The 19,825-nt window shown below is 71.4% G+C and carries 14 protein-coding genes; 6 read left to right on the forward strand and 8 right to left on the reverse strand.

Annotated features, from left to right (window positions below):
* Window positions 1–8 precede the first annotated feature (8 nt).
* Window positions 9–644 carry a LysE family translocator gene (locus ACZ6TU_RS36765; protein ID WP_469553163.1) on the reverse strand — a complete coding sequence of 212 codons (636 nt, stop codon included), beginning with the start codon at window positions 642–644 and terminating at the stop codon, window positions 9–11.
* A 377-nt stretch (window positions 645–1,021) separates the two neighbouring features.
* Between ACZ6TU_RS36765 and ACZ6TU_RS36770 the strand changes: the two genes are divergently transcribed.
* Window positions 1,022–1,615 carry an isochorismatase family protein gene (locus ACZ6TU_RS36770; RefSeq protein ID WP_467681838.1) on the forward strand — a complete coding sequence of 198 codons (594 nt, stop codon included), beginning with the start codon at window positions 1,022–1,024 and terminating at the stop codon, window positions 1,613–1,615.
* 315 nt (window positions 1,616–1,930) lie between these two features.
* On the opposite strand, the gene ACZ6TU_RS36775 is transcribed toward ACZ6TU_RS36770, so the two are convergent.
* From ACZ6TU_RS36775 to ACZ6TU_RS36785, 3 genes are all read right to left on the reverse strand, one after another.
* The gene (locus ACZ6TU_RS36775; RefSeq protein WP_467681836.1) at window positions 1,931–2,368 is read right to left on the reverse strand and encodes a glutaredoxin domain-containing protein; all 438 of its coding nucleotides are present in this window, start codon (window positions 2,366–2,368) and stop codon (window positions 1,931–1,933) included.
* Between the two features lie 128 nt (window positions 2,369–2,496).
* Window positions 2,497–3,990 carry an FAD-dependent oxidoreductase gene (locus ACZ6TU_RS36780; RefSeq protein ID WP_469553166.1) on the reverse strand — a complete coding sequence of 498 codons (1,494 nt, stop codon included), beginning with the start codon at window positions 3,988–3,990 and terminating at the stop codon, window positions 2,497–2,499.
* The gene (locus ACZ6TU_RS36785) at window positions 3,987–12,140 is read right to left on the reverse strand and encodes a type I polyketide synthase (RefSeq protein ID WP_469553168.1); all 8,154 of its coding nucleotides are present in this window, start codon (window positions 12,138–12,140) and stop codon (window positions 3,987–3,989) included. The genes ACZ6TU_RS36780 and ACZ6TU_RS36785 overlap by 4 nt, the downstream gene beginning before the upstream one ends.
* A gap of 106 nt (window positions 12,141–12,246) precedes the next feature.
* Between ACZ6TU_RS36785 and ACZ6TU_RS36790 the strand changes: the two genes are divergently transcribed.
* Window positions 12,247–12,786, forward strand: coding sequence for a phenolic acid decarboxylase (locus tag ACZ6TU_RS36790; RefSeq protein ID WP_467681830.1), 540 nt, complete (start codon window positions 12,247–12,249; stop codon window positions 12,784–12,786).
* A 27-nt stretch (window positions 12,787–12,813) separates the two neighbouring features.
* Here the strand turns inward: ACZ6TU_RS36790 and ACZ6TU_RS36795 are convergent, their stop codons facing one another.
* Genes ACZ6TU_RS36795 through ACZ6TU_RS36805 form a run of 3 tightly spaced genes read right to left on the reverse strand, consistent with a single transcriptional unit; the run spans window position 12,814 to window position 15,171 of the window.
* The gene (locus ACZ6TU_RS36795; protein WP_467681828.1) at window positions 12,814–13,059 is read right to left on the reverse strand and encodes a non-oxidative hydroxyarylic acid decarboxylases subunit D; all 246 of its coding nucleotides are present in this window, start codon (window positions 13,057–13,059) and stop codon (window positions 12,814–12,816) included.
* A 38-nt stretch (window positions 13,060–13,097) separates the two neighbouring features.
* Window positions 13,098–14,522 carry a non-oxidative hydroxyarylic acid decarboxylases subunit C gene (locus ACZ6TU_RS36800; RefSeq protein WP_467681826.1) on the reverse strand — a complete coding sequence of 475 codons (1,425 nt, stop codon included), beginning with the start codon at window positions 14,520–14,522 and terminating at the stop codon, window positions 13,098–13,100.
* Window positions 14,523–14,580: 58 nt separating this feature from the next.
* Window positions 14,581–15,171, reverse strand: a complete 591-nt coding sequence (locus ACZ6TU_RS36805) for a non-oxidative hydroxyarylic acid decarboxylases subunit B (protein WP_467681824.1) — start codon at window positions 15,169–15,171, stop codon at window positions 14,581–14,583.
* A 128-nt stretch (window positions 15,172–15,299) separates the two neighbouring features.
* Here ACZ6TU_RS36805 and ACZ6TU_RS36810 point away from each other — a divergent pair, with 128 nt between their 5' ends.
* Window positions 15,300–16,193 (forward strand): helix-turn-helix transcriptional regulator, encoded by an 894-nt coding sequence (locus ACZ6TU_RS36810; RefSeq protein WP_467681822.1) that lies wholly within the window; start codon window positions 15,300–15,302, stop codon window positions 16,191–16,193.
* Window positions 16,194–16,405: 212 nt separating this feature from the next.
* On the forward strand, window positions 16,406–17,323 hold the full coding sequence (locus ACZ6TU_RS36815) for an LLM class F420-dependent oxidoreductase (protein WP_467681820.1): 918 nt from the start codon (window positions 16,406–16,408) through the stop codon (window positions 17,321–17,323).
* Between the two features lie 48 nt (window positions 17,324–17,371).
* Here the strand turns inward: ACZ6TU_RS36815 and ACZ6TU_RS36820 are convergent, their stop codons facing one another.
* Entirely contained in the window at window positions 17,372–18,154 is a 783-nt protein-coding gene (locus ACZ6TU_RS36820) for a DUF899 family protein (RefSeq protein ID WP_467681818.1), read from the reverse strand.
* Window positions 18,155–18,389: 235 nt separating this feature from the next.
* Between ACZ6TU_RS36820 and ACZ6TU_RS36825 the strand changes: the two genes are divergently transcribed.
* Both ACZ6TU_RS36825 and ACZ6TU_RS36830 read left to right on the forward strand, forming a co-directional pair.
* The gene (locus tag ACZ6TU_RS36825) at window positions 18,390–19,049 is read left to right on the forward strand and encodes a hypothetical protein (protein WP_469553171.1); all 660 of its coding nucleotides are present in this window, start codon (window positions 18,390–18,392) and stop codon (window positions 19,047–19,049) included.
* A 70-nt stretch (window positions 19,050–19,119) separates the two neighbouring features.
* Window positions 19,120–19,812, forward strand: coding sequence for an acyl-CoA dehydrogenase family protein (locus ACZ6TU_RS36830; protein WP_469553173.1), 693 nt, complete (start codon window positions 19,120–19,122; stop codon window positions 19,810–19,812).
* Window positions 19,813–19,825: the final 13 nt, after the last annotated feature.

The raw sequence follows: 19,825 nt of genomic DNA on the forward strand, positions 1-19,825 counted from the left end.
CCGGTGCGTCACGGCCCGAGCGCGAGGCGGATGCCGAAGGCGGCGATGGCCGTGCCGGCGATGCGGTCGAGGTAACGGCGGGCCGAGGGCCGTTGCAGGCGATGGCGGAGCACGTGGGCGAGGGCGATCAGCGCGCAGGCCCAGACGACGGCCAGGAATATGTGTACACCGGCCAGGAGCACGCCCAGAGCGATGTGCGAGGCGTCGGCCGGGATGAACTGCGGGAGCACCGCAACGTAGAAGGCGCCCATCTTCGGGTTGAGGAGGTTACTCACGATCCCTTGCCGCCAGCCGCCGAGGAGCGTATCCCCGGCGCCTGCCCGGGCCTTGGTCTCGGCCTCCGCTGTCTGTGGGCTCTCGCTCGATGAGTGGCGCCAGGTAGTCCACAGCAGCTTGCCGCCCATCCATACCAGGTACGCGGCTCCGACCCAGCGAAGTGCTTCGTAGACCAGGTGAGATGCCGTCAGCAGTGCGGTCACGCCGAGCGAGGTGAGAGTGCCCCAGACCAGCGTGCCGCTCTGGATGCCGAGGACCACGCCCCAGGCGCGACGGTGGTGCCCGAGCGCCGCGGTGCGCAGGACGAGTGCGGTATCCAGTCCGGGAGTCAGCGTGAGGAGTCCCACTATCAGAGTGAAATTCCCCATTGCGCCTAGGGTGATCATGAGCGATCACCCTAGGTCGGGAGCCATGGGACGTCTACATTTCTGCCCGATATCGGGCAGGAACTGCGGTGTTTGCCTCTGAAGTCGTGCATCGCACCTCGCGATGACGTGCCCGGGATGCGCCTCAAACGAAGGTGTAAGCCGATCAGTAGCACTGCGCAGGCCCCAACGGTCAGCAGCGCGCCGGCGAGGAAGGTGCCCTGTACGTCGGGCGAGCGGCATGGCCTTCGGTGGCTGCGAATCATTCCTGCGGTGAAGGCCCTGGGCCGTTCGGGTGAGCCCAGCCGCCTATGCCTCCGGGGGCGTGCCAGGGCCGGTAGAACGCGAGGGGTGTTCCGTCGTGCTGAAGGGTGGTCATGGTGAGCCGAGGCTTGATCGTCGTGGATGTGCAGAACGACTTCTGTGAAGGAGGCAGTATTCCGGTAGCGGGTGGCGCGCGGATCGCGACCAAGATCGCCGAGCTGGTGGAGCAGGACGCGGGCCGTGCCTACCAGTACATCGTCGCCACCCGCGACCACCACATCGACCCGGGAGGTCACTTCTCCGAGACCCCGGACTTCAAGGACAGCTTCCCCGTCCACTGCGTGGCAGGAAACGAAGGCAGCGAATTCCACCCCCACTTCGCCCCCGCCGTCACCGGCGGAAAGGTCGACGCCGTCTTCTACAAAGGCGCCCACAGCGCCTCCAAGAGCGGCTTCGAAGGAGCCGACGAAGAAGGAGTTTCCCTCGCGGACTGGCTGCGCTCCCGCGGGGTCGAGGACGTCGACGTGGTGGGCATCGCCACGGACCATTGCGTGCGTGCCACCGCGCTGGACGCCGTGAAGGCCGGCTTCCGCGCACGGGTACGTCTGGACTACTCGGTCGGAGTCGCCCCGGACACGACGGCCGCGGCCGTGGACGACTTCCACCAGGCAGGTATCGCCGTATCCGGCGAGGCACCCCTGCCGCAGTAGCTGCCCCACCGATCCCGGCGCGGGACCGGAGCGAACTGCGGTGCGCCCTGCCGCCGAGAACCAGCGACAGGGCACACCGGGGGTGACCGGCCGTACAACTCCTCCACCGCCGGCGGACGGATCCAGCGGCGCGGCGCATTCGTCAGTCGACATCGAGTTGCGACTCGGCACCGGCAGGCCACGGCCGCGGCCGTGCTCAGCAGGGTTCTGCGGCTGATCTCGCCGGTGCAGCCTGGCCCAAACCCTGTCCGGGCTCCACTGACGAACGCCGGTAGAGGCGGGCCAGGCAAGGCCGAACGGGAAACGGTTTTCTGATCACGCGGAAGAGGTGAGCTGCCGGCGCACCCATTCAGGATCAGGGCTGGTGTGCGGCCGGCCCGCCACGACGACAGTCGGCACTGTCTCATTGCCGTCGTTCGCTGCCCTCACCGCTGTGGCCCCTGCCGGGTCACGCCAGATGTTGACCCAATGCAACCGGCGGGCGCTGCGGCCCAGCCGGATGCGCAGTCGTATGCAGTACTTGCAGCCCGGCCGCCAGAAGACGACCGGCCTGCCATCGACCGCGCTGCGGCGTTGCGCCTCCAGCGCACCGATCGACCTCGGGAAGATCAGGGGAGAGTTCACGCCTGCGAGCACCAGGAACACCAGCAGGAGCGGCGTGGCTGCGCCGGCGTCTCCCGCGTAGATCAGCCCAGTCGTGACGGCCGAGCCGCAGAGCACAAGCAGCATCGGCAAGATCCAAGCCCGCATCATGGTGACGCAGGCTACCCATGGGCCTGAATGCTCCTCGAACTGGGACACTCACCTGGACATTCGTCGGTCAGGCGGACGTCATCCCCGCATGGGCAGGCCCGCCCCCGGCGAACACGTTTCCCGTCCTGCTACTGCTCTGGCTCGACCCAGGACAGCCCGTCCTCCGACGCCACCAGACCGCCGGGACACAGCGGCGCCTCGGCCTCCAACGGCCCGCCGAACAGCCCGTGTTCCTGAAGGACGGTCCCCTCCTGGAACACCTGCCGGAAGCTCTTGGACTCGTAGAGGGGATTGCGCAGTTCGTCGGCGTCGGGGAGGCGGCGCACGGCTCGCTCGAAGTCGTCGGCGACCGCAGCCAGCCGTGCGTCCGCCGGCCCGGCCCCCGTGAGCGACGCGTCGCCGGACGCCAGGCCGCCCACCAGCTCGACGAACGCCTCGAGTTCCGTCGTGCCGACGTTGGTGACCTTGCGGGCCTTCCAGAAGTACGACCGTTCGTCCTGGTGCATGTCGTAGAAGGAGACCAGGAACTCGTGGAAGAGGCCGTACTCGTGCCGGTAGCGGATCTCGAACTCGCCGAACAGACGGTCCTCGTCCAGGCCTCCGGCGAGGCAACTGTTGATGGACCGGGCGGCGAGCAGCCCGCCGTAGGTCGCGAGATGGACTCCGCTGGACAGTACCGGGTCGACGAAGCACGCCGCGTCTCCGACGAGTGCCATGCCGGGCCGCCACAGCCGTGACTTCCAGTACGACCAGTCCTTGCGGACGCGGACCTGGTCGTAGGGCGCCTCGGTGGCCTGTGGGACGCCGTCGAGGAAGCCGCGTACCTCCGGGCAGGCGTCGATCAGGCGGCGCCAGGCGTTCGCCGGGTCCAGCTGAACGGCCTCGGCGTGCTCGCGGGCGACCACGGCTCCGACGCTGGTCAGGTCGTCCCGGAGGGGGATGTACCAGACCCAGCCCTCGTCGAAGGCGGCACAGAAGATGTTGCCGTCGTTCGGTGCCGGGAGCCGCGCGCCGCCGGTGAAGTAGCCGAACACCGCGATATTGCGGAAGAAGTCGGAGTAGATCCGCTTCCCGCCGACGTGCGGGTGGATCCTGCTGCCGTTGCCGGAGGCGTCGACGACGTAGCGGGCGGCGGCCTCGTTGATCTCGCCGTCGGAGGTGGTCCAGCGCACCCCGCGGATCCGGTCCTCGTCGGCGAGTACGCCGGTCACACGGCAGCCTTCCCGTACGTCGACGCCGACCCGGCGGGCGTTGTCCAGGAGGATCGCGTCGAACCGGGACCGCTCGACCTGATAGGCGAACGAGGTCGGGTCGGCCAGCCGGGGCGACAGCGCGAAGGAGAACTGCCAGGGGTCCCGGTTGCGGCCCCAGCGGAACGTGCCGCCGCGCTTCGGCTTGAAGCCCGCATCCGCCATCTCGTCCTCGACGCCGAGGATCCGGCACACGCCGTGCACCGTCGAGGGGAGCAGGGACTCGCCGATCTGGTACCGGGGGAAGGTCTCCTTCTCGACGAGGAGGACGCGATGGCCGTGCAGGGCGACGGCCGCCGAGACGGTGGCCCCCGCCGGGCCGCCGCCGACCACGATGACGTCGACGTCCTGAGGAGGCTTGGCGGAACTCATTGGTCTCCCTTCGCCGTTCGTGAGTCGATCCAGGTGCGGATCGCCGACACGGTTGTCTCCGCGTGTTCCTGCATCATCGTCAGATGGTCGCCGGGGACGTCCACGACGTCGTGCGCCGCAGGCCAGGACGTCCGCCAGTCGTCCGCGTCCGCGGCGGCCGCCATGGCGGGCGTGGGCCGCTGAGCGCGCACGAGGAGCGTGGGCGTGGCGACCGGCTCGGGGTCCCAGCCGAGGAGGATCCGGTTGTAGGCACCGATCGCGGCCAAGGTGCTGTCGTCGTCCCCGGTGTAGAGGGGTTGTCCGGTGACCTGCGGTGGTGGGGCGGCCAGGGACAGCAGCCAGTCCTTGTCGCTGTTGTCCGGCGTGATGTGGTAGGTGTCCAGCAGGACCAGGCCGGCCGGTGCCCGGCCCAGGTTCTCCAGCTGGTGGGCCACCAGGTGCGCCACATTGCCGCCCGCCGACCGTCCTACGACCACGACGGGACCGTCCCCGACGTGCCGCAGCACGCTCTCGGCCTGCGTACGCGCCAGTGCGGCGCGGTCCTGCGGTACGGCGGCACCGGCGGCGATTCCGGGGTGCGGGAACTCCAGGACCTCCCGGACCTCCATGTCGTGTTCGAAAGCGCGGTGGAAGCGAGGAAAATCTCCGCCGTCCGACGCGAGCGACGGGTGGTAGGCCGGGAAGTAGACGACCGTCGGCCGTCCGGAGCCGGAGCGGCCGGGGGAGCGGCGGATCGGGGGCAGCGCGTGCTCGCGGCCCTGGGCGGCGGTGAAGGTGGGCAGCGCCCAGGACGCGGTGACGAGCAGGTGCATCGCCGCCACCGGTTGTCCGGCGGCACTGACCGTCCGGAACAGCGAGGAGAGCGTGTACGCGGGCCGCTCGGGCACCGTGGCCCCTTTGGCCCCCGTGGCCCCTGCGGCTCCCGTGGCCTTGGTGGCGGCCGCGTCGGCCGGTTCGCCGTCCAGCAGGCCGAGCAGGTGGCGTGCCAATTCCTCGGCCGTGCGGTGCTCGAACACCACCGCGGCCGACAGCCGGAGCTTCAGCGCCATGCTCAGCCGGTTGCGGATCTGCACGGCCGTGAGGGAGTCGAACCCCAGGTCGGCGAGGGTCTTGCCGACCGGGAGCGCGTCGGCGTGCGGGTAGCCGAGCACCGCGGCCACGTCGGCCCGCAGCAACTCCACGAGCGCCGCCCCCTGTTCGCTCCGGGGCATGGGGGCCAGCCGCTTCCGCCAGGCTCCCGGCTCCAGCATCTGCCCAGGGGATCCGGCGGAGCCGCCTGAGGCCCTCGCCGCGGCGGGCGGTCGGCGCTGCCGGACGAGTCCGCGCAACGGCGGTGGCAGGTGCCCGGCACCGGCTCGAAGGGCCGCCCGGTCCAGCAGGATCGGTGCCAGGACCGGCTCCGTCGAGCGCAGCGCGGCGTCGAACAGTGCCATGCCCTGCTGTGTGGACAGCGGCACGAACACGTCACGTGACTGTGGGCGCTGCGGGGGCTGCCCCGCCGCCATGCCGCCGGCGTGCTCCCACGGGCCCCACGCCAGCGAGACCGCCGGCAGTCCCTCGGCGACGCGGCGGTGGGCGAGGGCATCGAGGAACGAGTTCGCGGCCGCGTAATTGCCCTGGCCCGGCCGGCCCAGCAGACCGGAGACGGAGGAGAACAGGACGAACGCCGAAAGACCCATGTCCCGGGTCAGTTCGTGGAGGTTCCAGGCCGCGTCGACCTTCGGCCGCAACACGGCCGCCATCCGCTCGGGGGTCAGCGAGTCCAGCACGCCGTCGTCGAGAACCCCGGCGGCGTGCACCACAGCGGTCAGTGGCGGCTCGCAGCGCTCGACCAGCTCGGCCAGCGCGGTACGGTCGGCCGCGTCACAGGCGACGATGCCGACCCGCGCCCCCAACTCCTCCAGGTAGCTGCGGAGTTCCGCTGTTCCGGGTGCCTGCGGCCCACGGCGTCCGGTCAGCAGCAGATGCCGTACGCCGTGTTCGGCGACGAGGTGGCGTGCCAGCTCCGCGCCCAGCGCGCCGGTGCCTCCGGTGATCAGCACCGTGCCATCCGCGTCGAAGGCAGCCCCCGCGCCCGAGGCATCACCGGCCGGGGCCAGTCGCGGAATCGTCACCTGCCCGTCCCGTACCCGGAGTTGCGACTCACCGGTGGCGACGGCCGACGGCAGCGTCCGCAGCGACTCGGGCCGCCCGTCGACATCCACCAGGACGACACGACCGGGCAGCTCCGACTGCGCCGTGCGCACCAGTCCCCAGACCGCCGCACCCGCCGGATCCGGCACCGGCCCGGTGGCATCCCGCGTCACCACGACCAGCCGTGAGCCCGCCGTGCCCGGATCGTCCTGCCAGTCCTGGAGCACCTTGAGCACTCGGCTCGTCAACTCGTGTACGGCGGAGAGAGGATCGGAGCCGGTCGCAGGGGCGATGGCTGTGACGGCGACGACTTCGGGGTTCACGCCGCAGGGCAGGAACTCCGCGAGGTCCAGCTCGTCCGGCCCGTGCACCGTCCAGGCACGCTCATCAGCGTCACTGGAGATGTCGCCGGAGACGTCGAGGGCGGCCCACTCAGGGCACAGCAGAGCCCTTCGTGCGGCGTCTTCCGTCATGTCGGCCCGGTTTGCCAGGGCGGCCGGGATTTCCCGGGTGGTCAGCGAGTCCACGCGTGCCACGAGCCGGCCGGACGGGTCGGCCAGGGTCAGCGAGACCGTGTCCGGGCCCAACGACGTCACCGTGACCCTCAACTCCGTGGCTCCCGAGGCGTGCAGGCTCACGCCACTCCACGCGAACGGCACCCGGACCGTGCTCATGTCGGCGGACGCGGCCAGCAGCGGCGCGTGCAACGCGGCGTCGAACAGCGCCGGGTGGAGTCCGAAGCGGCCGGCTTCGGACATGTACGACGCGGGCAGCCGGACCTCCGCGAAGACGTCGTCGCCGCGTCGCCAGACCGCGCCGACTCCCTGGAAGGCAGGCCCGTAGGCGAGCCCGGCGTCGGCGAGGACGGCGTACGCGCCGGTGAGGTCCACCGGCTCGGCGCCCTGCGGCGGCCACTGCGTCGGCTCGTCCTGCGCAGTGCGCCCCCGGCCCAGGTGCCCCGAGGCGTTCCGGGTCCACGGGGCGTCCTCGGCGGACTCCTCCGGCTCCTGCGGCCGGGAGTAGACGTCGACCGGCCGTCGGCCCGAGTCGCCGTCCCACGCACCCACCACGACCTGGACCCGCACCCCCGCGGAACCGGGCAGGACAAGCGGCGACAGCATCACGAGTTCGTCGACCGCACCGCAGCCCACTTCCTCGCCCGCCCGCACGGCCATCTCCACGAACACCGTCGCCGGCACGACGACCCTCCCGGCGACGACATGGTCCGCGAGCCACGGGTGGGTCGCTCGGGACAACAGCCCGGTCAGCACCGTCCGCTCGGTGCCCGGCACCGGGAACGCCGGGCCCAGCAGGGACTCTGCGTCGGCCGCCGCAGAACGCGGTGCGTCCAGCCAGAACCGCTGCCGTTGGAAGGCGTATGTCGGCAGCTCCACGCGGCGCGCGCCGGAACCCGCGTACACCGCCGCCCAGTCGACAGCGGCCCCGGCCACATGCAGCCGCGCCACAGCCGACAGAAGCGTCTCCGGTTCGTACGCCCCGCCTCGTGTGGCCACGGCGAGAACGGAGCCGCTCGTTGGCGCGTCGGCCAGACAGTCGGTGGCCGCCGCGGTGAGTACGGGCCCGGGCCCGAGTTCCAGGTAGGCAAAGACCCCGTCGTCCGCGAGCCGGCGCACGGCTTCGGCGAAGCGCACGGGCAGCCGGGCGTGCCGCGCCCAGTACTCGGGCGAGCACAGGTCCGCGGGCTCGGCGAGCCGGCCCGTCACGGTGGAGACGATCGGGATGCGCGGCGGTCGGAAGGTCAACTCCCGAGCCACGGAAAGGAATTCGTCGAGCATGGGCGCCACCAGGGGCGAGTGGAAGGCGTGACTCACTCGCAGCCGTACGGCCCTGCGGCCGCGCGCCTCGAAGCCGGCCGCGACCGCGAGTACCGCGTCCCGCGCGCCCGAGATCACCACCGAACGGGGCCCGTTGACGGACGCGACGGCCACCTGTGCCACCTGCGCCCCGAACTCCGTGAGCGCGGTGACGACTTCTTCCTCGGTCCCGTCCAGCGCCACCATCGCGCCGCCGTCGGGCAAGGCCTGCATCAGCCGGCCGCGAGCGGCGACGAGCGTCGCGGCGTCGGGCAGATCGAGTACGCCGGCGACATGCGCGGCCGTCAGCTCGCCCACGGAGTGGCCCACCAGGCGATCGGATCGCACTCCCCACGACTCGAGCAGCCTGAACAGCGCCACCTCGAAGGCGAACAGTCCGGCCTGGGTGAAGTCCGTCCGGTCCACGAGAGCCGCTTCCGGCGAGCCCGGCTCGGCGGACAGCACCGCGCTCAGCGGCTGGGGGAGACGGTCGTCCAGGTGCCGGCAGACCTCGTCGAAGGCATCGGCGAAGACGGGGAACGCGGCGTGCAGTTGGGTGCCCATCCGGGGGCGCTGGGCACCTTGTCCGGTGAACAGGAAGGCCGTACGGATCTCCGGGTCCGCGATTCCTCGTACGAGTCCCGGTGTATCCCGGCCCTGCGCGAACGCGCTCAGCGTGTCCAGCATCCGGGTCGGGTCATCGGCCGGCACGAGCGCGCGATGGGTGAGGGCGGAGCGCGACACTGCCAAGGAGTAGGCGACGTCGGTGGGTGACAGGCCCGCCCGGTTCGCCGCCTCGGCCGCGAGCCGTCGGGCCTGGGCGCGCAGGGCGGTTTCGTCGGCGGCGGAGAGCAGCCATGGAACGGGCGGCGCCGCGGCTGTCTCCGGGGAGATCGCCGTCTCCGGGGAGGCCGCTGTCTCCGGGGAGGCCGCTGTCTCCGGGGAGATCGCCGTCTCCGGGGAGGCCGCTGTCTCCGGGGGGGCCGCCGCCTCCCGGGGAACCGCGGTCTCCCTCTCCGGCGCCTCCTCCAGAATCACATGCGCGTTGGTCCCGCCGATCCCGAAGGCCGAGACCCCCGCACGCCGCGGCCGGTCCGAGGCAGGCCAGGACCGTGGGGCGGTCAGCAGTTCCACGCGGCCGGAGGACCAGTCGACGTGCGGTGTGGGCGAGTCGGCGTGCAGGGTCCGGGGCAGTTCGCCGTGCCGCATGGCCTGCACCATCTTGATGACGCCGGCGACTCCGGCCGCCGCCTGCGTGTGCCCGAGGTTGGACTTGACCGACCCGAGCCACAGCGGATGCTCGCGGCCCTGTCCGTACGTGGCCAGGAGGGCCTCCGCCTCGATGGGGTCGCCCAGCCGGGTGCCCGTACCGTGCGCTTCCACCACGTCCACGTCACCGGCGCGCAGCCCCGCGTCCGCCAGCGCCCGCGTGATCAGCCGCCGCTGTGCCGGCCCGTGGGGCGCGGCGAGCCCGTTGGACGCGCCGTCGGAGTTCACGGCGGAGCCGCGGAGGACGGCCAGGACCGGATGGCCGTTGTGCCGCGCGTCGGACAACCGCTCCAGAAGGACGAGTCCCACGCCCTCGCCCCAGGCCGTACCGTCGGCCGCCGCCGAGAACGACTTGCAGCGCCCGTCCGGCGACAGCCCGCGCTGCCGGCTGAAGGCCAGGAACGGCTTGGGCGTCGCCATCACCGTGACCCCGCCGGCCAGCGCCAGCGAGCACTCGCCCGAGCGCAGCGCCCGCGCCGCCCAGTGCAGCGCCACCAGTGAGGACGAGCAGGCGGTGTCGACCGTGATCGCGGGACCGCGCAGACCGTACACGTACGAGATCCGCCCGGAGGCCACGCTGCCCGCCGAGCCCAGCCCCAGGTGCGCCTCCAACTCGTGGGAGCGGGTGAAGCGGGCGGAGTAGTCGCCGTACATCACGCCCACGAACACGCCGGTGTCGCTCTCGCGCACCGACGCCGGGTCGATCCCGGCCCGCTCCCACACCTCCCAGGACGTCTCCAGGAGCAGCCGCTGCTGCGGATCCATCGCGAGTGCCTCGCGCGGTGAGATCCCGAACAGCCCGGCGTCGAACTCAGCGGCCCGGTGCAGGAAACCGCCGTGTCGCGTGTACGACGTGCCGATCCGGTCGGGATCGGGGTCGTACAGGGCGTCCAGGTCCCAGCCGCGGTCGGCCGGGAACTCCGAGATGGCGTCCCGTCCCTGTGACAGCAACTCCCACAGATCCTCGGGGGAGTCGACGTCGCCGGGATAACGGCAGCCCATGGCGACGATCACGACGGGATCGTCCTCGGGAGACCGCTCCCGTCCGCGGTACCCCTGTGGGCGCGCCACGGGCTCGCCCTCGAAGATCGCCGTGCGCAAGTACCGGGCCACCCCGGCCGGCGTCGGGTGGTCGAAGACCAGCGTCGACGGCAGGCTCAGACCGGTCAGCGCGCCGAGCCGGTCCACCAGCTCGACGACGCCGACGGATGTCATGCCGAGATCGGTGAACGGGCTGTCCGCGCCGGGCAGATCGCCCGGTGTGCGCCGGCAGACCTGGGCCGTTTCGGTCAGCACGGTTTCGCGCAGTGCGCGCTCCTGGTCGTCGCGCGACAGGGACAGGAGCCGCTCACGCAGGGCGGCAGGGGCGGGGTCGGCCGCGACCGGGGCGGCCGGAGCGGGGGCGACCAACTCGTGCCGGGCGATCTTGCCGGACGCGGTGCGCGGGACGGCGGCGATCTCGCGGATCTCGGTCGGCACCTTGTAGTCGGCCAGCCGGGTCCGGCACTCGGCGAGCACCTGCCGTGCGTCGATCCCGTCCGGACCCGGTACGACGAAGGCGACCGGCACCTCGCCGAGCACGTCGTGCGGCACGCCCACGACCACGGCCTCGGACACGCCGGGACACCGCGACAGGGCCTGCTCGATCTCCGTCGGGTGGATGTTCTCGCCGCCGCGGATGATCAGCTCGCTGACCCGGCCGGTGAGCTGGAGATGGCCGTGCTCGACGCGGCGGCCGAGGTCGCCGGTGCGGTACCAGCCGTCCCGCAGCGCGGCGGCCGTCGCCTCGGGCTGCTCGTGGTACCCGGTCATCAGGCTCGGCCCCCGCACCCAGACCTCGCCTTCGGCCCCGTCCGGGACGTCCGCCCCGCCCCACGGGGCCACGACGCGTACGTCCATGCCAGGGACGGGCGGCCCGCAGGAGCCGTCGACCCTGGGCCCCTGGGGACGGTTCACCGCGATCATGCCGCAGGTCTCGGTACTGCCGTACGCGTCCAGCAGCGGCGCCCCGAGGGTCTCCTCCACGGCCGCGCGCAGCGCGGGGCCACTCGGGGCGCCGGCCACGACGCACATCCGCAGCGCAGGCGGGGCCTCGCCGCCCGAGTCGAGCAGCCGGTGATACGTCGTGGGCACGCCGGCCAGCATGGTGAAGGGCCCGCCGAGCCCCGCATGCGCGGTGAGCAGCTCCTGCCGCAGACCGCCTGGCGGCATCAGCTCACCGGCGATCCGGGCGCTCGCGCCCACGGCCGTCACGCCCAGGATCGCCAGCGAGTGGCTGAAGCTGTGGAACAGCGGAAGCGGCCAGAGCAGCCGGTCGTCGGGCGAGAGACCGAAGATCGGGGCGTAGCAGGCGGCCACGGACCACAGCGCGGCCCGCTGCGTGGACAGCACACCTTTGGGCCGGTGCGTGGTGCCGGAGGTGTAGAGCATCCAGGCCGGATCGTCGAGGCCGGGCAGGTCGATCTCCGCGTCCCCGTCACTCTCGGCCGCGCTCCGGAACAACCGGGCGCCGTCCGGGACCGGGCCCGGCCCGGTGACCAAGGCGCCCAGGCGGTCGTACGGCGGTCCCAGGCGCCGCAGTTGTGCGAGGTGCGCGGCGTCGGTGATGACGAATGCGGCGCCGCTGTCCTGGAGGAAGTGGGCCGACTCGACGTCGGAGGAACGCGGATCGAGCGGGACTCCGACCATTCCGGCCCGCAGGACGGCGAGGCAACTCTCCACCATCTCCACGCAGTTGCCGAGACAGATCGCGACCCGGTCGCCGCGCCGAAGTCCTGTCCGGGTCAGGTACGCGGCCAGCGAGCGCGTGCGCCGCTCCAGCTCGGCGTAGGTGACGCCGCGTGAGGAGTCGGAGTAGGCGACCCGTTGCCCAGCCATCTCGGCGTGCCGCCGTAACAGCTCCGGTACCGGTCGGATCAGCTCGTCATGCCTCATGTCCCCGCCTTCCGAACCCTCGCGCCGCAACGATGTTGAGCCTATGCGAACGGGGTTACTCGTACGGCCCGCCGCAGTGGCACCGCGGCAGCAAGGAGGTACCCCCATGGCCAGCAACGGAGCACACGTGACCACCGTCGAGAACCCTGTCCCCGCGCAGGAGCTCTCCGGGATCGTCGGCCACCGCTTCATCTACACCTACGCCAACGGCTGGCAGTACGAGATGTACGTGAAGAACCCGGCCACCATCGACTACCGGATCCACTCCGGCATGGTGGGCGGCCGCTGGGTCAAGGATCAGCAGGTCGACCTCGTCCAGCTGGACGACGACCACTACAAGATCTCCTGGAACGAGCCCACCGGTACGTCGGTCTCCGTCAACGTCATGCCCGGCAAGCGCCGCCTGCACGGCGTGATCTTCTTCCCGCACTGGGTCGAGGAACACGGTGAACGCACAGTCCTCTACCAGAACGATCACCTCGACGAGATGCGCAGGTACCGCGACGAGGGCCCGACCTATCCGGTCTACGTCGTCCCGGAATTCGCGAAGATCACCCTCTTCGAGTACGTCGGCCCCGACGACGACACGGTCATCGCCACGGCCCCCGGAGATCTCCCGCAGGGCTGTTCCGACCGCACCAACTGACCGGGGCCGACTCGGCAGGCCCGGAACTCAAGGCGTCCTCAGCGGCGGGACGGCGGGCACCTCGGAAGCGTTGCGGATGTCCTCGGCGGTCATCCGGAACGGCTCGGGGTAGGCGTGGCGCCGGGTGCGGCGGGCGGGCTCGCTCGTGCGCCACATGTACAGGCACTGCCGGCACTGCAACACGTCCCAGACGCCCGGGACGGGCGAGGTGAAGACGAGTTCGACGCTCTGGTGGGCGCAACGGGGGCAGAGGGTGGCGGTCGGGTCGGCCATGGCCGGTGTCCTTTCCGGGTGTTGGCGAGGCGCGGCGTTCAGCGGCGGGCGGCGAGCCGCTGCAGCCGGGTGAGCCACTCGGCGGCCTCGGGCAGGTCGTGGACCTGGGTGCTGTAGTTGCCGCGACGGTCGGGCTCGACCGGGGTGGTCGCGTCGATGACGAGCTTGTCGACGATGCCGGGGGACTGCGCCTGCGGGGCCAGTTCCAGCACGGACAGGTTGGGGATGGTGATCAGGTCGCCGGACGGGTTCATCTTCGTGGACAGCGCCCACATGACCTGCGGAAGGTTGAAGGGGTCGACGTCCTCGTCGACCACGATGACGGTCGTGGCGTAGCCGAGGCCGTGCGCCGTGGTGAGCACGCGCATGCCGACGGCCTTGGCGAAACCGCCGTAGCGCTTCTTCGTCGAGACGATGGCGACCAGCCCGTGGGTGTACATGGCGTTGACGGCCTGGACCTCGGGAAAGTCCTTCTTGAGCTGCTCGTACAGCGGCACGCAGGTGCTGGCGGCGATCAGGTAGTCGACCTCGGTCCACGGCATGCCGAGGTAGAGGTGCTCGAAGATCGGGTTCGTGCGGTAGGAGATCCGGTCGATGCGGATGACGGTCATGTTGCGGCCGCCGGAGTAGTGGCCGGTGAACTCGCCGAAGGGGCCTTCGATCTCCCGCTTGCGGCCCTCGATCACGCCCTCGATGACGACCTCCGACCCCCACGGCACGGGCAGTCCGGTGAGCGGGGCCTCGGCGATCGGCGCCGGGGTGCCGCGCAGCGCTCCGGCCAGCTCGTACTCGTTCTCGTCGTACTTCATCGGAGTCGACGCCACGATGGAGATCACCGGGTCGTTGCCGATGGTGATGGCGACGGGCAGGTCCTCGCCGGTCTCCTCGGCCTTGCGCAGATGCTGGGCTATGTCGTGCATGGGGACCGGCTGGAGAGCGAGCTTGCGCTTGCCCTTGACCTGGATGCGGTAGATGCCGACGTTCTGCTTGCCGGAGTGCTCAGGGTCCTCGGGGTCCTTGGAGACGACCGCGGCCTTGTCGATGTAGAAGCCGCCGTCGCCGTCGTTGAGCCGTATCAGCGGGAGCACCTGGAAGATGTCGACATCGTCGCCCTCCTGGGTGTTCTGGGCCCACGGCGGGTTGTCCCGCCGTTCGGGGGCGACGGGGAACTCCGCCCAGCGGCGGATGAACTCCTCGACCTGCTCCTTGGTACCGGTCTCCTTGGGCAGGCCGAGGGCGAGGGCATGGTTGGCCCATGAGCCGTGCACGTTCATCGCGATCCGGGCGTCGGTGAAGCCCCTCACCTTGTCGAAGTACAGGGCCGGGGCCGCATCGCCCAGGCGTGGGGCGGCGTTGGCGGCGGCGGCGATGTCCGGCTCGGGGTTCACCTCCTCGGCGATGTGAAGCAGCTGGCCCTCCTTGTCGAGGGCCTCCAGGAAGGAACGCAGGTCGTCATAGGCCATGGCGAAGATGTCCTTGTCTACGGCAGTGTGTGTGGAGGGCGGAGACGAGGGGCGGCGCTCAGACCGTGGTCCTGAGGGCGCGGGCGGCGCGCATCCCCTCCCAGCGCTTGGCGGCGGGCGCGGGCAGCTCGAACTGGTCGAGGACGCGGGCGGTGATGTGGTCGACGATGTCGTCGACGGAGGCCGGGTGGTTGTAGAAGGCGGGCATCGGCGGCACCATCTGCACGCCGAGCCGGGTCAGGGCGAGCATGTTCTCCAGGTGGATCTCGCTCAGCGGGGTCTCCCGCGGGACGAGGACGAGCTTTCGGCGCTCCTTGAGGACCACATCGGCGGCGCGGCCCACCAGCCCCTCGGCGTATCCGGCCCGGATGCCGGCCAGTGTCTTCATCGAGCAGGGCAGGATCACCATGCCGTCGGTCGCGAAGGACCCCGAGGAGATGGTGGCGCCCTGGTCCTCGGGATGGTGCGTGACGTCGGCCAGTGCGCTGACCTCGGCGACGGAGAGCCCGGTCTCCAGCTCGATGGTGGTGCGCGCCCAGCGGGAGAGCACCAGGTGGGTCTCCACCTCGGGCAGCTCGCGCAGGTTCGCCAGCAGCCGGACGCCGAAGGTGGCACCCGTCGCGCCCGTCATTCCCACGATCAATCGCACAGCGGTCAGCTCCCTCGCACCGATTCGACGACGGTGACCGAACATGTCATTTTCGGTCACCACTCACCCCCGACCACTCCACGCTAGGTGCGGGTGTCCGACCCAAGGCCATATCCTGGCGACACGCTATGAACAGAAACGGACACGACGACGTCACCGACCTCCCGTTCCGGCCGTCCGTCGGAGCCCCGTCGGGAGTCGCCGTGCTGGACTTCGCCGGGCTGCTCGACCGGGCGCTCGGCCACGGCGTTGACGCCTTCGCCCCCCTGCGCCCCGCCTTCCACCACCTGATCACGGTGCGCTCCGGTACGTTGCGCTGCTCGCTGGACTTCACCGACCACACGCTGTCCGAGGGCGACTGGCTCTGGGCGCGGCCCGGCCAGATCCTTCAGTTCGGCACCGACCTCGCCGATGCCCGAGGCGCCGTCGTGCTCTTCCCGTCCGGCTTCCTCGGCAGCCCCACGGTCGAGGCTGCCCGTGTCGACCAGCCGGCCCCTCGGCAGCCGCTCGTTCCCCGGGACGAGGATCAGCGGCAGGACGTCCGGCGGGTCCTGGACCTGTTGGATAGCGAGTACAACCGACTCGCCGAACTGCCCCTGGACGTGCACATCGAGGTGGTCCGGCATCTGCTCGCCGTCCTCGTGCTGCGGCTGGCCCACTTGCACGGCGCCCAGGACGGCGACGAGGCGGGGAGTGAGGCCTACCGGCGCTTCCGGCAGGCCGTGGAGCGTGACTTCACCCGCAGCCACCGGGTGGAGGACTACGCCCGGCAGCTGGGCTACAGCGTGCGCACCCTCACGCGCGCGACCCGCGCCGTGACCGGGTCCGGTGCCAAGCGCCTGATCGACGACCGGGTGCTGCTGGAGGCCAAGCGTCTGCTGGTGCACACCGACCTGTCCGCCGCCGCCGTCGGCGAGCGGGTCGGCTTCCCCGGCGCCACGGCCTTCACCCGCTTTTTCCGGCAGCGGGCCGGGGAGACCCCGGCAGCTTTCCGCAACCGGTCCCGGGGCGGCCCGGGATGAGTCGCCGGCGTGGATGGGACGCGACGTTCCGGATGGCCCAGCGGCGGATCCGGTAGGCCGTCCGTCACCGGAACCGCCGTCTTCGCCTCCGGTGATGTCACGCGGCAGGCGGCTCGCGTTGCCCTCGACGATCGCCCGCCCGAGTCCGTGATGCGGGTGCGGATGTCCGGCGAGCGGGAATGCCGGTCGTGGGCCTGCCAGTTGCCCTGGTCATGACTATCGGAGTAGCGCTTCCCCTTCACCATGGCATCGACGGCACGGTGCAGTTGGCGCGGGAAGCCCACGATGCCGGATTACGTTCCACATGGTTCGGCCAGACCTTCGCCTACGACTCACCCTCGCTGGCCGCGATCGTCGGCCGCGAGGTACCCGGACTGCACGTCGGGACGGCCGCGATCCCGGTCTTCGGCCGTCATCCCCTGCTCATCTCCAGCCAGGCCCAGACCGCCCAGGCGGCGACCCGCGGGCGCTACCACCTCGGGCTGGCGCTCGGCACCAGGCAACTGACGGAGGCCGGTTTCGGTATCCCGTACGAGCGCCCGATCCGCCTGCTCCGGGAGTTCCTCACCGCCCTGCGCCAACTCGTCGAAACGGGCAGCGCCGATTTCCGCGGAGAGCTGCTGACCGCCACCACACCGCTGTCGGCCGCGGTGCCGGGTGCCGAACCGCCCGTGCCACTGCTGGTCGCCGCCATGGCGCCGCAGGCGCTGCGCGTCTCCGGCGAACTCGCGGATGGCATCCTGCCGTATCTGGCCGGCCCGCGCGCCCTCGCCGAGCACATCGTCCCGGCCGTCGCCGCCGCGGCCGAGACGGCGGGCCGGCCGGCGCCTCGCGTCGTGGCGTTCGTACCGGGCGTGGTCACGGCTGACGCAGAGGCCGTGCGGGAGCAGGCGACCGAGGCGCTCGCCTTCTACGAGCGGTTTCCTTCCTACCAGCGGGTCATCGGGCTGTCCGGTGGCACCCGGGCCGTCGATCTGGCCGCGATCGGCGATGAGGAGACCATCGCCGCCGAGGTGGCACGGTACCGGGAGGCGGGGGCGACGGAGGTGGTGTTCACCATGACGGACTTGGGCAGCGAGGCCGACCGGCGCCGCACCTGGAAGCTGCTCGGAGAGCTGGCGGACGGCTGAGGCGACGGGCAGCGGGAACATCACGGAGCCAGGGCCGTCGAACGCGCGTCAGTGGTGGTGGCCATGTCGGCCGAGTGTCTCCACGGGAGTCGCGCCGGGGCGGGTCCACTGAGGTACGGGGCGGCTGGTCGGGCCCCAGGTGGCGTTCCCGTCCGCGTCCGAGCGCCAGGACCAGCACGGGCTGTGCCCCACGGGCCAGCCCTCGGGCTTGTCCTCCCACGCCTCGCCGCGGCCGTGGGGCGTCATGTCGAGCAGGCCGAGGGACCCGTTGACCCGCTCGTTGCCACGGCCCGTCGTGGAATAGGTGAGGAACACCCGGTCGCCGTCACGCAGGAAGCAGGTGAGGTAACCCATGTCGCCGCCGACCGGCGCGTCCACGTCGCGCACCGAGTACCAGGGCTGGGTGTAGCCCATGAACCCGACGTAGGAGGCCACTTCGTCCCAACGGCCCGTGGTCACGATGGCGAACGAGACGCCGCGGGCGTTGGGGTAGACGGCGTCCTTCAGGTGCCAGGCGGTGGTGGTGCAGCCCTCGCACTGTCCCTGGTGCGGCGCGCCGTCGTACCACATGTGCTTGTAGACCACGAGCTCGGCGCGGCCCTGGAACAGGTCCAGGAACGGGACCGGGCCGTCGGGTCCGACGACCTCGACCGTCCCGTCGAACTCCACCATCGGAAGCCGGCGACGGGCCGCGGTGAGGGCGTCGCCCTCGCGGGTGTGGGCCTTCTCGCGGACCAGAAGCTCGTCACGGGCGGCCTGCCAGGTGGCCAGGTCGACGACGGGCGGGCGGCCGGGCAGCGCGGCGGTCGGGTCACTCGGCGTGGTCGTCATGGTGTCCTCCGTGGTGTCTCGTGCCGGGCAGCGTCGTACGCCGTCGTACGACGCTCACCGGAACAGACTCGCGACGCGGCCGGAACTCATCGCGGCAGTGGCGCGCAACGCCCCGCCCGTCATTCCTTGGCTATTTTGCTCCAGACGCGGAGAATGCCCTGGTAGCTGTCACGATGGGTGATCTGGCGAAGGCCGGTCGTGATCAGGGGGCGCCGGCCCTACAGGAGGTTCCTCGTTGTCCCGTCGTCAGCTTCCCGCACAGCATGTCGACGACCAGACACAGATCCCGGACCAGACACCCGATACGCCGGTCGAGATCCTTCCGGTGACCGCGGGACAGCGCGAGGTCTGGCTGGCCGAGCAGCATTCCCCGGACGTGGGCCCGGCCTTGCGCTTGGGCGAGTACCTGGAGATCCACGGACCGGTCGATCCGGACCTCTTCGAGGCGGCGCTGCGTCAGGTCGTCGCCGAGACCGACGCGCTGCGCGTGCGCCTCGTGCCCGGCGACGTCCTCGCCGCCGCTCTGGTGGAGCTGCTGCGGAACGGTGACGGGGCCGGCCACGTCCACCACCTTCACCACACACGCCGGATCGGACCGGGCGCCTTCATGGCCGCCTACGACCGCATGCACGGGACGCGCTCGGAACAACTCCCGCTCACCGACTGGCTGCGACGCCTGCGTCGCGCGACCGAACGGGGACGGGAGCTGCCGATCCTGCCCTACCAGGCCTACCTGGAGGAGCACGCCAGGAAGGCACCGGCCGCACAGCGGCCGACCCTGGAGTTCGACAACGACAGGACGGTCCGACGGCTGCGGAAACTGGGCGTGGTGATCCCCGGGACCGGCGATGCCGCGATCTCCGGCTACTGGAGCTTCATGGAGAGCAGTGACTGACGCGATGGCCTTGCTCGAAAGCCCCCCGGGCGACCGCCCGACGACACGACGTACCCCCACGAGAGCAAGGATGCGGCCGCGCTCGATCGTTCCCGGCCGTCAGCGCTGGGAGGTCGACCTCCTGCGCGGCAGACCCGCCTCGGCGCGGCTGACCGAGGCATCACTCCTCGAGGCCCCGGGCATCGAGGAGGTGCACGCCAGCCCGGTCACCGGCCGGGTGCTGGTGAGGCACGACCGCACCATCAGTCCGCGCGAAGCCGCCCAGTCGCTGCGGCGGGCGATCGCCCGGACACTGGCAGCCCTGCGCACGACCGCGGCGAACCCGCCGCGGCCCGACTCCGCCGCACAGCCCGACGAGGGCGTGCCGGCGGCCCGCGGGGACGGAGCGGGCGCCGGCCGCTGGCTGCCGAGGATCCTCGGAGCCTCGGGCGCCGTGGCGGCGGCCGAGGTCCAGGCGGCCACGGCCTGGTGCTTCTCCCCGCTGGAGCGGATCGAGCAGGACGGAGACGATGTCGACGTGGCGGCCTGCTCCGCCGCCAGGGCCCTCGCCACGGACGTGTCCTACCGAGCCGTCGACATCGGGCTCCAACTGCACGGCAGTGAGGGCTACACCCGCCGCACCCCCATGGAGAAGCGCCTGCGCGACATTCGTGGCCTCCGTATCGCCGACGGCCCCAACGACACCCTCTACGGTGTCCTGGCCCACTCCCTGCTCACGGACTCCCGGCCGGCCGTGTCCCTGGTGGCCCAGCGGCAGGCATGACGCCTTTCGCGCC

The organism is Streptomyces sp. NPDC052064, from assembly GCF_055585925.1.